This window comes from Halocatena salina, assembly GCF_023115355.1.
GTDB classification, from domain to species: domain Archaea; phylum Halobacteriota; class Halobacteria; order Halobacteriales; family Haloarculaceae; genus Halocatena; species Halocatena salina.
Window position 1 is genome coordinate 71,257 of the sequence record NZ_CP096023.1, and the last position, 14,667, is coordinate 85,923.

General features: G+C 51.6%; 10 protein-coding genes. 5 read left to right on the forward strand and 5 right to left on the reverse strand.

The window, feature by feature from the left end; all coding sequences use genetic code 11:
- Nucleotides 1-170: 170 nt before the first annotated feature.
- Nucleotides 171-566, forward strand: coding sequence for a VOC family protein (locus MW046_RS18925; protein ID WP_247995995.1), 396 nt, complete (start codon nt 171-173; stop codon nt 564-566).
- 224 nt (nt 567-790) lie between these two features.
- Nucleotides 791-988 (forward strand): hypothetical protein, encoded by a 198-nt coding sequence (locus tag MW046_RS18930; RefSeq protein WP_247995996.1) that lies wholly within the window; start codon nt 791-793, stop codon nt 986-988.
- A gap of 150 nt (nt 989-1,138) precedes the next feature.
- Here the strand turns inward: MW046_RS18930 and MW046_RS18935 are convergent, their stop codons facing one another.
- Both MW046_RS18935 and MW046_RS18940 read right to left on the reverse strand, forming a co-directional pair.
- Complete coding sequence (locus MW046_RS18935) at nt 1,139-1,897, reverse strand: DUF8169 family protein (protein WP_247995997.1); 759 nt, start codon at nt 1,895-1,897, stop codon at nt 1,139-1,141.
- Nucleotides 1,890-3,080: a DUF8098 family protein gene (locus MW046_RS18940; protein ID WP_247995998.1), complete on the reverse strand. Its 1,191-nt coding sequence runs from the start codon at nt 3,078-3,080 to the stop codon at nt 1,890-1,892. Before MW046_RS18940 ends, MW046_RS18935 begins: the two co-directional genes overlap by 8 nt.
- A 364-nt stretch (nt 3,081-3,444) precedes the next feature.
- On the opposite strand from MW046_RS18940, the gene MW046_RS18945 reads away from it, so the two are divergent.
- Both MW046_RS18945 and MW046_RS18950 read left to right on the forward strand, forming a co-directional pair.
- Nucleotides 3,445-4,107 carry a hypothetical protein gene (locus tag MW046_RS18945; RefSeq protein ID WP_247995999.1) on the forward strand — a complete coding sequence of 221 codons (663 nt, stop codon included), beginning with the start codon at nt 3,445-3,447 and terminating at the stop codon, nt 4,105-4,107.
- Nucleotides 4,070-4,666, forward strand: coding sequence for a hypothetical protein (locus MW046_RS18950; RefSeq protein WP_247996000.1), 597 nt, complete (start codon nt 4,070-4,072; stop codon nt 4,664-4,666). Before MW046_RS18945 ends, MW046_RS18950 begins: the two co-directional genes overlap by 38 nt.
- Before the next feature lie 28 nt (nt 4,667-4,694).
- Here the strand turns inward: MW046_RS18950 and MW046_RS18955 are convergent, their stop codons facing one another.
- A complete protein-coding gene (locus MW046_RS18955; RefSeq protein ID WP_247996001.1) occupies nt 4,695-6,008 on the reverse strand; it encodes an ApeA N-terminal domain 1-containing protein in 1,314 nt (437 codons plus the stop codon).
- 996 nt (nt 6,009-7,004) lie between these two features.
- Here MW046_RS18955 and MW046_RS18960 point away from each other — a divergent pair.
- Nucleotides 7,005-11,486, forward strand: a complete 4,482-nt coding sequence (locus MW046_RS18960) for an NACHT domain-containing protein (protein ID WP_247996002.1) — start codon at nt 7,005-7,007, stop codon at nt 11,484-11,486.
- Nucleotides 11,487-12,275: 789 nt separating this feature from the next.
- Here MW046_RS18960 and MW046_RS18965 read toward each other — a convergent pair.
- Both MW046_RS18965 and MW046_RS18970 read right to left on the reverse strand, forming a co-directional pair.
- Nucleotides 12,276-12,929, reverse strand: a complete 654-nt coding sequence (locus tag MW046_RS18965; protein WP_247996003.1) for a transposase — start codon at nt 12,927-12,929, stop codon at nt 12,276-12,278.
- A 112-nt stretch (nt 12,930-13,041) separates the two neighbouring features.
- Nucleotides 13,042-14,664 carry a transposase gene (locus MW046_RS18970; protein WP_247996004.1) on the reverse strand — a complete coding sequence of 541 codons (1,623 nt, stop codon included), beginning with the start codon at nt 14,662-14,664 and terminating at the stop codon, nt 13,042-13,044.
- Between the last annotated feature and the right edge of the window lie 3 nt (nt 14,665-14,667).

Consider the following 14,667-nt stretch of genomic DNA (forward strand, 5'->3'; position numbering starts at 1 on the left):
ATTGGCGACCAGAAACTGACGTACTCAGTTTGATCTGTTACTGTTAATAGATCACCGATCGTTTCTCGGATGGTGGAGAAGCACCACGATACGTACCAAGGCGGCAGCAGCCTGGCTGGACCGTCTGGTCGAGAACGACACTGACACGGAAACCGAGAGGAGTTAACCAAATGGAAATCACTGTAACAAGCGTACCCGTAGACGATCAGCAGAAAGCCATAGAGTTTTACACAAATATCCTTGGCTTCGAGAAGAAGACCGACGAACCAGTAGGCGAGGCGAGCTGGTTGACCGTGGTTGGGCCCAACTCGCTCGACGGCGTCGAGTTGCTCCTAGAACCCACGGAGAACCCAGCAGTGGTCGAGGAACTCGAGGCATACCGCGATGCGCTCGTCACCAACGGCATCCCCTGGACCATGTTCGGATGCGAGGATGTAGAGGCCGAATACGAACGCCTGAGCGAGCAAGGCGTCGAGTTCACTCAGGAGCCGATGACCGTCGGGGGCGCCACGATGGCCGTCTTCGACGACACGTGCGGGAACCTGATCCAGATCGCCCAACAGTGAGATGGACGTGGTGGATCAAGCCAACCACCCGATGCCAACTGCGGCACGGTATCCTTGAGGTTTCAACCAATCTCTTACCAGTGCTCCATCTGGGTGGTATGTACTTGCGCGGGCGCTCCGGAAAGCTGGTTGGACGGTCGTGCTGGATACTACCTAACTGGGGATACTGTGAATCTTGGCCGGTCACGGATGAAAGTGGACGTCCACGAAGCAGACGGTGTCAAATGCACGGCGGGACGCAAGGAGAAGGGAAAGATAATCCGAACTACAAACACGGAGTCTACTTGAGCCACGCCCTGTCGGATCTCTCCGATCACGAGCAAGATGCTCACGATGCGATGACCGAAACGCTCGCTGAGGATGGCCCGAAGAGCAGCGAAGCTCATCGCCGAAGCAACTGCCCAGGACTGGTTGAAGTATAAGTGCTCGAGGGATACGAAACTCCCGAAGGAGTTTCGGATGTTTGCTGAGAAGTTCAATCTCGCACCGAATGAAGAGGAACACTAGCACTGGTCATGGATGACAAGGGACTACTATGCCGATGGTTTATAGCCGCCAACCATCATTGAGAACTAATATTGATCGAGGAAGGAATCTATTGAATGGATATCGAGGTAGCAACATTCATCATATCGACGTTGAATAGCGTCGTTGATCTTTTGAGGGAGTGACCGAGAGTCACCCGAAAGGAAGCTCACGAAACTATCTGGGAGTTCGGAACTCTCCTCTGATTCATTTTCATCCTCGGCAGTATCTGCCAGCATATCACCTGTATCAGAAGTTAGGAAAAGTCCCGAACCGCCGTCTCGTCTCCACTCAACAGCGTCACAAAGAATACGGGCATCAGCATCGTTCTGCACAATTCCAGATAAGTTTCCGAGGAGACTAGCATCACGAGATGGTACCTGTACAAGTATAACGTACGGTGAATCAAATTCAAAGATTTCCCGGTAGCCCTGTTTGAGTTGACGATTTCTTTCTTGTACTCGATGAGCAGCTTCAGCCGGTTTCAACTCACTCAGTGTGTCTCGGAAATCCTGGACGTATCCCCAATCATTCGGGGTAAGTGAATCAGGGTTCTCTGGCTCGAAGTGCTGAACTTCATTTCGTTTGATGTACGGAAGCAATTGCGTGTGAATCCGCTGACGTCGTTCCATCACACCCTCGAACTCCCGTTTTACGGTATCACTCGCAACGACGATACATTCATGGTGCACAAGTAGTTCATCGGCACGATGTTGTTGAACATCAAGAGCAAAGTTAAACAGAACAGATGTATCAGTAAATACCTCTAGTTGGTCATTACTATGGTTATTTTTCCTCTTACTCATCCATTTGATCAACAGTTCTCATCATTCCACTAATAGCCGATGCAACCTCATCATCACGAGAGGGATAATTCCGTACTCTTGGAAGTAGTTCTGCCTCTGCACAGAGACGCCGTTGATTTTTAAGTTTAGAAGTGTATGAATCACGTAGAAATTCCTGTTTCTCCTCCGCTTGGCTGATAACCCAATTAGAGTTCGGGCCTTCAGCTGTCTCTTGCATCATAAGTGCCGCTGGATATACCCATGTCCACGTGTTATAGAACTCTTTGAGTGATTCAATCGTGGCCCTATGGCGAGCCTTCAAATCAGACTGTTCCACCCTAGCGAGTTCCATCAACACGTCTTCTACGAGATCGGTAAATTCTCGGACCGGCTCTAGTGCTTCTTCCAGTTCCGGAAGAGTCGCCAGTTCCATCTGCATACGAGCTGTAGTCCTGCCTGCTCGCTTGTAGTAATCGACCGCTGTACTACTGCCAAAATCACTGAGCGAAGTAGCCGAGCCACTTTGGCTCGCACGTAGACTACTGATTTCATGTATAGTATCTTCGAATATACGCCGTAATTCGATGTTTTGGAGATAAAGTTCCAGATAACTATCAGGAGCGTAGATATTGTAGAATCGTTCTAAGAAGTCTAATGAGGACATGTACCAATACTTTTCATTGAGTGGTGGCTTGTCAGCCTCATAGGTGAAAAAGTGGGCTATATCGTCAGGAGTTACATCAAAAATTTCGCTCTTTCGAATATTTGGACTCTGGAACTGTCCATCACTTAAATTCGCACCAGAAGGAGACGCAGGATATGTTTTACCGAATTTGTACCATGAGGAAGTTAGAACTGGACCATCATCGTTTTGCGTGAAATGGACGACTGCTTGTTCAGTGTATTTTTGACATCGGATGCGAGTTCCTTTCCCGTCATCTGGCCAGTCAAGGTCAGGATCATCCTTAACTGCCCGCTTTAGACCGTTCTCAACCTTCTGGAGAATCGGTCGTTCAGCAGGAGGATGGTCAATGGACATGAGAGTTGAGCGACTAGGACTGGTTGTTCTTGCGATACGCAGGTACATCAATCTTGATACTGCAGCCGCATAAATAATCGGTGTCCTTACTGAAAGTGAAAGAGGGTAGTCATCCAACCGACGTGTCCCGGAGAGATGACGATAGATCACTGTTAGGACGGACACTCCATATCTCCCCTCGAATGGCTTTTGAAATTTATGGCGACTGATAAATCGCACCCCGAAAGTACCATGCACGCCAGTTAACTGGGGGCGAATCCCCCTATCGTTCGATAGAGACAGTAGATCCTACGTCTCTCAGCCAGAGGTACAGGTAATGCGTAGCACGACACCCGATGGCGTTCCTCCGAGCTGCCGTCGCACTACTATAGTCGAGCGACTAGCGGTGACATCATCTGGCTTGAGAATGTGACCAAGGATTATCTCGGCCTGTTCGTCATCCCGGCTTAGCAACGAATCTGTCGGGCCCTCGTTCGAAACGAGAACCCCCTTGATTACGGTCAACAGGCTCGGAAAATCGTACATCTTGGTGGTGATCACGAACATCTGGCTGTGTTGTCTGTATCCGGCGGTCGCGTTTGCGATGAGCGGGACCGAGAAGAAGATGCGTCGGACGTACTGCCGCCCGGTCGAATTCCTCCATGACAACGCTCGGATTCCACTCCCAGGCACCAACAAGAAGCAACCCGATCGGATCGATGTCGACAGTGACCTGGAGCAGTACTTCGAGGCGAGCTCACCGAAGGATGCTGGCGAGCTCGAAGGTGTCCACTCGGCGTATACCTTAGCGATCATCAAGGAGGCCGACAAGGACGACGTCGACCACGACGTGATCGGGGCGATGGAGTCGTTGGTGATTAACGAGCGCGACCGAATTATCGCGATCGCCAATCCCCCAGATAATGAGATCAACGTTGTGTATGACTTGATGTACGACCCGGAGCGGGAGATCGACGGACTCGCCACCCTCCACAAGATCAAAAAAGACTGGCGTCGGTACAACGCGCTCGAGTGGCCGGGTGTCGAGGCTGCACGAAACTCCTACGGACAAGACGGCCTCGACGAGCGCTGGTACAAACGTGGGCTTGGCAAGATCCCACCCGATACCGCGAGCGTTCACCGGCCATTCTCTCCGACTCATGTCGAGGATGCGTTTGACCGGGAACCGATCACCGTCATCACCACCCCCTAAGGTACTAGCACTGGACGTCGCCCGCGATAGTAGTGATTACAATGCGCTGTCTGCACTCTTCGGCGACGACCTCCGGGTACTCGACTACTGGCGGGGAATGGACCACGTCGCCAACGAGGACCACATCCGCGATCTCCTCGGTGACTGGCGATGTCCGTTCGCGATCGACGCGATCGGCGAGGGGTCGGCTCTCGCTGATAACATCAACACCTGGTACCCCAACGTGGTTCGATTCAAATCGGGAGGGCTGCCCTTCGAACCGACCGAATACAAGAACGCGTGGTCAGAGGGTATGGGTTTCCTTGGGAAGCAGCTCAAGGACTCGCTCGCGATCGATTCGACACGACTCCGTGAGGAGCTGTTCGCCGCTGCTCGGTCGGTCACCTTTGACGAAACCTACGTCGGGAAATACGACGCCGAGGTGTTCCGGCTCGACCCGAAAGACGACATCAAAGAGCGCCTCGAACGCTCACCGGACCTCCTCGATTCGGCGTACATGGTCGTCTGGATCGCAACCGGCGCTGAGGAAGGTTGCCGGTCCGTTCCATCCACGTGGTGACGGCGGGATCTATATAATCCGAGATCAGTCACAATTTGTGACGTCGGTTCTTTTTTAGTTTCTTCTTAATATGATCTGGATCAAGTCTTACTACTTTTAAAAGAATTACCTCAACCGCGACCTGAAGTTTTTCGGCCGTATCGCTCAGTTCATTGATGTTGTAGTCATTGTCGAGACCGTGAGCGATAGTGTGCCTGTTATTCTTTGCGTCACGAACCATCTGTTCTATATCGGTGAGATCCCCTAGAATGTCTTCGTATTCGTAGAGAACCATGCTCAATTGGTCGTGTAGCGATCCTTTGTTCCCGATACTCCGAAGCAGATTATTGATACGATCTTTGGCGGCTGCATCGTCAGGCATCGTCTCGCGTATCTGCTTGTGTAGGTCGTCATATTCGTCCTTGTTCATCAACCTGTGATTTGGGAAGAGATAGCTCTGGTAATGTTCGAGAGCGATGACCAATGAGAAAAAGCTATATTCTTGAAACATGTTCTCGTTGTACTGCGTACCGAAGTAGAGGTTGTGGAGCATCTCCGCACCCTCGGCATCCTCAAACCAATTCTGGAGAGCCACCTCAAAGTTGATATCATGTAGATAGAATTGTACCCTGTTAGGATGTTTCTTATCAGGGACTTCAGGTAGATTAGATACTTGATAAACGATATCTGTCGTGTGTGTTTGCCCGTCCTCTTCATAGTATCCGGTGAGGTCCACTGGAGTAACTGGTTCGTCAACTGCTAAGCAAATGAAGTGCTGGAGATGGCGGATATAGTCGTTGAGATAGACATCAAACGAATCTGGCTCGTCTAATTCAATGTAGAAATACGCTTGTTGGGTGAGTTCTATTCCTTTCCACTCTTGTTGTTGGGTTGATTGTGTGATGTTAAGCCGTATTGTTGCATTGTTTAATCTAGCCTCTTTCGTTTCAAATTCCGATATTTCAGCTCCGATTATTTGACCCTCTGGTCTGTGGACAGTGTTCGTCGCAGTCCACATCTCAAGTAGAGGAAATGAAACGCAGACTTTTTCCAATTCAAAATTGTTTTCACTGAATAAGACATTGGTGAAGATCATTCCCACCTTGCACGATTGCGTCTGAAGTGTACTTGATCCCCCGCTGTGATTGATAAAACAATCTTGTAATGTGATAACTTTTCCGTTGGTGATTTCTCCATTAATAACGTCGACTTCTCGAGAGCGGGTGTGTCCGATGTCGTCGAATGCCCCGATGAGTTCCAGTTCGTCTCCATCATTTGGATCGAATTCCAGTATTCCAGCAACCCGTTCTTCCTCTTCGTCCTTGGCAAGCCACCACTCGCCCCGGTACTCGAAACTGTTCATAAGACAATTGTATCATACTATAATCCACTAGGTCAAGTAACATTTGGTCAGTATCGAGCAGCAAACTAGCCTGGAAGTTGAGTACGTTGATCCCAATGCAGGGATTGTGCGACTGACACTGATCCCTCGTGAGGCGAGCAGCCAGCTATCTGTGCGTGTATCCACCCCCAGTCGGTAATGAGTAATAAAGGACCCATTGCTGAATCGCAGCTCTCGTTTCGTCCCCTTTCATTCGTGGATGTCGTGGTGGCAGTGCCTGGAATAACTCTCCAACTCGACATCGAACAATCGAACCAGACAGGGATCCGTTCATTGGTCGAGCCACGGAGAAAAGGAGGAAAGAGGAAAACAATAGAGCGTACGTTTGAGATGGTAATATTTGTGTGGTAGTATATATTACAAAGAAATAAACAAAATAGATGCAGCCTCCTCGTGTCTTGAGGCACAGAGGACTATCGAGCAAGAGACCACAGCTATTCTTGATAGTCTGGTTTGTCACGCCATCTTGTCCAGTTTTCGGCGATCCTGTCAGCAACGGCACGGCCGACGCGATAAGCGTTCTCGAAGGAGGCCCTTTCATCCGCCATTCGTCATCTCCCCCGCTGGTGTCGATCGGTGGCCGGTCGAAGTTCGACGCCGCCCGGATGCTGAGATAGCAGTTGAGCATATCGAAGCAGTCACAGGCGCTACCAAACGATAAACATAATAACCACTATTAATAGCACCGGCAGAATCGAGAGACGCTCTCCGCGTTCGAAGAGCACATCGAAGAAGATGTCTTCAAGGCGGACAACCAGATACGGTAGTTCACATTCATTAAGAATCTCGATGTCAACGAGCAGCAGGCACGACCGCTGTGGAACTACTATTGATACCGTTGGACCATTGGAAAACTGACTCTGGTTGATATATTCGCCATAGCAGAATCAAACATTCCGGCGTAGCTCTTCCCCCGAGGAAAGGGTTATTGAGAGGGAGCTCTATCCACAGAGAAAGATGGTCGTGGAGGCACTCGGCGTTGGTGTTTTCGCAAACCTCGCCTACGACACGCTAAAACGCGGCAAGGCCGAAGTAGACGAGGAGCAATTCCTCCAGAACTCTATTGAGAACGCGATCGAAGATACCGCTAAGCAATATGAAGTGTCACCCGCAGCCTTAGAAGCAATCTTTACTAAGGAACTCGACACGGATACGGTCGAGAACTTCCACCAGCAAGACCGAGAAGACGTGATGGCTGAGCTGGCTGCTGCGCTAGCTGAAGAGGCTGATAAAGACGTTGACGTAGAGGGTGCAGCTCGTGAATTTGTCGAACTATTCCAGCAGAACGTGGCTCGTCGTCCCTCTTCGGGAATCCCTCTTTTAGTTGATTACGTCCAGAAGCTGTCAGATAGACAGGCAGAGTTGTCCGGGTTGCGTGATCTGGTTCACGAGCTGCGGGACGAGCTCAGGGATGACCTTGGAGTACTCGAAAATCATACCAAGCGGGCACTTGAACGAGACGAGTTGTATCCCGGTATTGATTTTCAAATCCACGAGTCACAGGTCAATCGGATCGTTGAGAGACTGCGTGATCGGCGAGCAACGACAGTCGTAGGTCCTGGAGGCGTCGGTAAGTCGACTGTTCTCCGTACCGTTATACGAAATTGGGAACCACCGGAACCTGTCTATTTCATCGATGCGAGAGAACTCGGTCGTGTCACAACCCGAGGTGGGCTGCGGGACGAGTTCGCCCTCCACAATTCCCTACTACATGTCATCAAGCGCATGCGTGATGAATTCGGAGGGTGTCTGATTGCTTTCGACCAACTCGACAGCGTTCGAGGTCGCGGGACCGACCAAGTACTTCGAGACGTGCTGCTCGATTGTGCCGACCTCGAAAACGTAAGCGTCCTTTGTGCGTGCCGGGCTTGGGACTACGAGGAACGCCGAGAGTACAGGCGGCTACGAGAGAGCGAGCGGTTCGCCTCGGTAGAACTCTCGCCGCTTGATGAAGCCAATTCGAGACGTGTGCTGATAGAGATGGGCGTTCCAGAACGTGATATCTCCGAGGAGTTGGTTGACCTCGGTACGAGCCCGCTACACCTCTCGCTCATTGCAAGCATCGGCTCGGATGATTCTGACGCAGAAGTGAATTATTCGACTATCGAGGAAGATGTATCGTTATGGGAACAGTACCGGGAGTCCCTGATCCACCGAAAGTCTGACGTAGCAGATACCAAAAACTGGGACATAGTGCGACGAGCCGCGGAACTCGCCCGCGAATCGCTACGTAGTCGTGATCGGAGGGTTACTATCGAGCGAGGCCGGGACGAGGACGAGCGCTTAGTGAGCAGAGGAGTCCTCGAACACGTTCACGGCCGGCAACATCGGTTTTGGCACGAGCAGTTGGAGGCGTACTTCTACGCACGGGACGCGACTGATCAAGGGTGGTTCGCAGCTCAGGTTGTCAATGATAGGATCGACGAGCGTGTCGCGGCGGACGCTCTCTGTTGGATGGCGAAGATATATCGAACACAGGAACCTGAGCTAGCCGCGCAGTTCGTGCGTCGCGCTTTGAGCGAAACCGCAGGTAAGAAGCGGCATTCGCTCGGCTACTATGCCGGTGTACAACTCGTTGAGGAAATCGGGAGCTGGGATGCAGAAATACTCGATGCATCAATCACCAACTCATTTCTCAATGCGTTAGAAGAGCGTTCGCGATTGGCCACAGCTTTCTACAATGGCCTATACAACCCCCTATGGATCTCACCACTGTTGGAGCAGAACCGACTCATCCAGCCGACGAGGCCGATGGCACAATACCTCGAACGCGTTGCGACCGAGGTGCCAGAAGCGGTTGAACGCGTAGTGCATATCACTGAAAGCGAAGATGAGCTAGTGCTGTGTCGTCTGCTCTCTGCTATCGAACAGTTGCCCGATGAGTTCGCTCGGCGCAACGCCACGGTATTTGCGAGCTGGCTTAGACGCACGGCTAAAGCAAATCACTTCGGCGACAGACTTGTAGAGTTTACTACAACGCTTGTTGATGATGGGAGAGCGGTTGACGCGCTGCCCGTGTTTAAAGCGTTGTTACAGCCGCGGACCTCTTCACCGACCAAAAGTCAGTCTAATGAACCAACATCTGACAGTCTATTCTCCGCCCGCAAGAAGGCGGAACCGGTCGTCGCCATATATCTTGTAGAGGACGTTATTGAACGTACAATGAACGGATTCCTGCATCAAACAGGAACAGGCGTGATTGACGTTCTAACTAGAAATCTACGACTGGCGCTTGATTTTGAAACTGAGGTCAGAGAGATGGCGGTAGAAGACATAACTTGGCCGCGTGAAATAGAGTCTATCACTTCTGTTCGGAACTTAAATTTGAAAGAACACCTTCTTACAACTCTCCGAGATTCACTTCAGCAATGGATCGAAGGGAACCCATCATCAGAGGATCGAGAACGGATCGTCGCATCGTATCTTGGGGGAATTGGCGTTTTCAAACGTCTTGGGCTTTACTTACTTCATGAAAATTTAGAGATATATCCAGGGTTGACGAAGCGGGAGCTGATGATCCGGTCAAACTACTTCGAACCTCGTATTCAATATGAATTTCTGCCGCTGCTCCGCGATGGTTTCAGTATTCTCTCGGACGATGATCAGCATCGGATTCTCGAAATTATCGACGACGGTGCCAACCGAGAGGTACTTCGCAAACGCGCTGAGGAGGCGTTTCCTGAGCGTTCAAATCAAGAGCATGCTCAAAACATCAATGACTCTATCGACCGACAGCGATTGATATTCTGGTGGGTAATTCGGAACGAGCTTCCATCGAAATACACTCAAAAATTGGACGAACTCGTTGACCAATACGGTGAGCCAAATGACCCGACGACTGCCCATATGATCTCAGAAGGTGGAGCAGTTGAAAGGAAAGGACCGGTCGACGAAGAAGAGTTAGCGCAATACACGCCACGAGAAGTTATCGATCTCTGTATCGACTGGGAGCCAGATTCTCACCCTGATGAAGGAGAAGGTGAGGAGTTTCTGATTGAACGAACTCCCCGCGGACTTAGCGAACAAGTCAGCAAGTTAATCAAGGAACAACCTGACGCGTTCGTCAGCGAACTGCCTCGACTCAGCCAAGCGGAAAATCCGCTCTACGTAGCTGCCTGCCTTGGAGCGCTCAGATCCGCCGTTGAAGACGGACGGACATTTGACTGGAATCCCGTACTCAAACTGTGCGAGAGAATTGTCAAAGAAGGTTCGGACGAGTGGAGCGTTGAGGCCCGGATAAGTGTGTGCTGGTTGCTGCTGACGACATCACAGGAGAATCCAGGTATAGTCATCCGGCATGCGAATCGTATAGAATCGATGCTACTCTCCCTTACAGCTGATCCGCACCCCGTTGATGACACTCCTTCTCCGAAAGAGACGAAGCAAAGCCGCGATCATTTTAATGAAACCCACGACGCAGTTCGTCCACTTGCTTTGCTCGGATTAGCATCTTTTTCACTGAGGAAAGCAGACCGGCGAGATTTCGATGGATCTACCGCGGAGAATCGATCAGCCTTGGAACCAGATGTCCGTGAACGGATAGCAACGCTCTTTGAAGACTCAAGTTTGTCGGTACCCGCGGCTATCGGATCATGCTTATGGACACTTTGGCGGCTGGATCCCGCACTTGTCGAATCGAACCTTGATCGGGTCTTTCCGCTAGGCGACAGTCAAGTAGAACGGCAGCGATTTGGAGCTACCTGGAACGGCTACATTGCTCAAAATGGAGTCGTTGAACCAATATTCGAGCTGCTACGAGAGAGGTATTTTCGCGGCGTAGATCTTCTGCTCAAAGAAGAAGTCGACCATACGCCCGGAATGAAGCGGAGACAGGCGGGTCACGTTATGAAAGTGTACGTCAATGAGATCGAAGATCTGAGCGACGATAGCCTCGTCAACCATTTTTATTCTGTCGCCTCTCCCGACGACGCGACTCAAGCAATAACGACACTTCTCAACTGGTCAGGCGAGCAGCCAAGCCCCTCTGAGAGCAGTTACTGGCCCCTTGTAAGGGATTTGTGGCAGTGGCGTCTCCGGACTGTTGCCGACCCGACCGAGTATTCGCGTGAGTTCACGTATTTTATCCAGTATCTCAACAGTATGGAGGAGGAACCTGACTTGTTGAGTGTAGAGCAACTATTAGTGTCGTCAATTCCCGCCGTAGTAACAGAAAGTTCCGGCTGGGATGAACTCGAATCATATCTTCTGACGGAGATCTCAGAGCATACTGGAAAGACAATCAAGGTCTATTCCGAACTCGTGATGCAGGACGATTGGCCGCCACTGCGAGATTTTGATGAGAAGTCGAAGAAGCTTGTTGAGACTGCCTTGCAGAATGAGCAAACACATGACCTCGGTCTTGATATTGCGGAGCGTATCGCTGAGCGTCAAGATCCTACGTTCACAGAATTCATCACAGAGCATATTGACCGGACTTGAAGAAGGCGACTTGTGAAATCGGGGATAGATTTCTAAATTTACTAGCGGAGAAAGTGTCCCCGTCGCGATACTGGCGTGCTGTAGTGTCAACAACTTCGTCTCGGTGCTCTGGTCGCTATATTTCCCACCCTAAGTCAGTCGTCGATCCCGAACCTACTCCTGCTTGAAGAAGTCGCCTCGATGATACTATCTGCTGAGGTCAGCCACTGACGGGTGTCTAAGCGGGGAAACAGCACTCTTCGCCTCGAAAGACTAATATCATAATATCAATAAATAAATAGTCATGAAGATCAATATACCGGACAGCTGGGGGATTCCAAGGGGCAGCGGAAGTTGAGACTACCGCTCTCAATGTATAGCCACTGCTTGGAACTGGTAATCGGCAATTCATCAGCACACAGGTGATTTATAGCTATCCAAACGCCGAACCTCTGGGGCAACAGACTTTCGGAGGATGACTGATTTGATAAACGAATCCAGCGATCGATGACTCGTTTCGCAGATAATGGAACGATTTCGCTGAATGTGACGCACTACTCGATGCGAACTTGATATCTAAACGAGAGTAACTGATAGTAATAAGTGGCGTGACCGGGTACAGCGGCTATCGAGAACGTGGTGAACACGAGAACGAACACAGATCCCGTCAGTCGCCCGGCACGAGGCAGAACGCAAGAATCTCAATGAACTCGCCCGCTGGAATCGGTGGGTGCTCTCCAAGATGCACCTCCACAGTATCCCGGAACAATAGGTTCGTCACCCGTCACACGTTATACATGACGACGCCGATCACGAAATACAGAAACCGCACCGGTAATCCATGGACGCGACCGTCGGCAGAAAGTGTTGCTTGATGGTCTTGTATTCGTTCTCGATTGCCCAGCGATGCGTGTACTGGCCGGTGAATCCCTGTACCTGTTCCAGCGGTACATCACGATTCGTCGTGAACACGGCATGATGTCCGTCGTCCTTCATCGAGGGGACGTACATGATGCTCCCGGTGTGAACCCGATCTTCATATCCGTGAGGTACGTTCCGTACAACGCCCACGTCGGTCACGGACTCCCGTTCTAGCTCCTCGATATCTTCGATCTCGGCTTCGTATGTTCGTTTTGGGATGAGGTAGGTCATATCATGACGGGCGATTGCATCCCGGACGCCGTTCGCATCGAATGCGCGATCACCGAACACCTTGTGGATGTCTACGTGTTGCTCGGCTTGTTTCAGTAACTGTTCGACGATACGTTCCTGTGACGTGTCTCCAGCATCTCCTGACTCCCACGCGGAGTCCCGACGCACCGGTTCAATGCCGAGAACGATTGGTGTGTCCTCTCCAACGATGGGGGGATCAGACTTTCGGAGGATGACTGATTTGACAAACGAATCTAGCGATCGGGGACTCGTCTCGCGGATAATGGAACGATTTCGCTGAATGTGACGCACCACTCGATGCGAACTTGATATCTGAATGAGGATAACTGACAGGAACAAGGAGCGCGACTGGGTACAGCGGCTATCGAGAACGTGGTGAACACGAGAACGAACACAGATCCTGTCAGTCGCCCGGCACGAGGCAGAACGCAAGAAGCTCAATGAACTCGCCCGCTGGAATCGGTGGGTGCTCTCCAAGATGCACCTCCACAGTATCCCGGAACAATAGGTTCGTCACCCGCCACACGTTATACATGACGACGCCGATCACGAAATACAGAAACCGCACCCGGTAATCCATGGACGCGACCGTCGGCAGAAAGTGTTGCTTGATGGTCTTGTATTCGTTCTCGATTGCCCAGCGATGCGTGTACTGGCCGGTGAATCCCTGTACCTGTTCCAGCGGTACATCACGATTCGTCGTGAACACGGCATGATGTCCGTCGTCCTTCGTCGAGGGGACGTACATGATGCTCCCGGTGTGAACCCGATCTTCATATCCGTGAGGTACGTTCCGCACAATGCCTACGCCGGTCACGGACTCCCGTTCTAGCTCCTCGATATCCTCGATCTCGGCTTCGTATGTTCGTTTTGGGATGAGGTAGGTCATATCATGACGATCGATTGCATCCCGGACGCCGTTCGCATCGAATGCGCGGTCACAGAACACCTTGTGGATGTCTACGTGTTGCTCGGCTTGTTTCAGTAACTGTTCGACGATACGTTCCTGTGACGTGTCTCCAGCATCTCCTGACTCCCACGCGGAGTCCCGACGCACCGGTTCAATGCCGAGAACGATTGGTGTGTCCTCTCCAACGATGGTGATCGTCGCCATCGCGTATCCGCGTTCGTGTTTTCCTTTCAGCCCATGTACCATCTCTGGGTAGTCAACTCGCGGGTACCGCTTTTCACCGTTCACGATTACGGACTCGTCGTCCCATGCCACGTTGTCATCGTCTCTGTAGGGAGAAGCGTACACCGGCCACGGCGTGATATCAATGGCGGCAATGGCTGGCTCATGGAGCCCGCCGTTCTCCCTAACCTCGTCGAGGATCGTTTCGACACCTCGGTGAAAGGGAGTGAGTACCTCATCACGGATACGCTGCCAGTCTGTCGGTCGCCGCCCGTTCGCGTACTCGGTGAGCCTGGTCTGTTTCGGTGGGGTCGCGGTCTGTTTCATCGTGCGGAGATGGGTGTCTGGATGGGGCGTTTCCGCTCGGTCGCTGAGTCGTGCAAATCGCTGCGTTGCCCCGACAGATCGTGTCGTCGTTCCTCTGTCCGCCATGTTTAGGTAGGCTTGTCGCTCAAAAAAGACGAGATCCTCGAACGTGACGTTGCTCGCCCGCTTCGTGTCGAACTCGTTCAGCCCATGCTCGCGTGCTGTCTCGACGGCGTCCATAACGTGATCGTCGGTGATCTCGGTGGCGTCCACCGTTTCAGGATCGAGGCGCGGCTCGCCGTCGGCGATGATGTCGTGGTCGCTGGCGACATCTCGAATCGCGTTGGCGGTCGCTTTGATTGTCCGGCGATCAGCGAGTGACAATCTATTGCGCCAGATGTAACTGATGGCTTGCTGGGTGGGTGGTCGGGGTAACTCGAAGCGGAGCCAGACGTACGCAGCCCCCTTCATTCGACGGTACAATTCTGTCTGGGTGACTCCGCGCGCATACTGGTAGAGGAACATCACAACGACCGAGTCGAACTCAAACGTCGCTTTGTTGGAATGAGGATACTGGTCGGAGAACATCTC

Excerpts from the sequence above, each read along its gene's own strand:
- MW046_RS18925 (WP_247995995.1), top strand. The coding sequence starts at position 171 with ATGGAAATCACTGTAACAAGCGTACCCGTAGACGATCAGCAGAAAGCC.
- MW046_RS18970 (WP_247996004.1), bottom strand. The coding sequence starts at position 14,664 with ATGTTCTCCGACCAGTATCCTCATTCCAACAAAGCGACGTTTGAGTTC.
- MW046_RS18935 (WP_247995997.1), bottom strand. The coding sequence starts at position 1,897 with ATGAGTAAGAGGAAAAATAACCATAGTAATGACCAACTAGAGGTATTT.
- MW046_RS18955 (WP_247996001.1), bottom strand. The coding sequence starts at position 6,008 with ATGAACAGTTTCGAGTACCGGGGCGAGTGGTGGCTTGCCAAGGACGAA.
- MW046_RS18930 (WP_247995996.1), top strand. The coding sequence starts at position 791 with ATGCACGGCGGGACGCAAGGAGAAGGGAAAGATAATCCGAACTACAAA.
- MW046_RS18960 (WP_247996002.1), top strand. The coding sequence starts at position 7,005 with ATGGTCGTGGAGGCACTCGGCGTTGGTGTTTTCGCAAACCTCGCCTAC.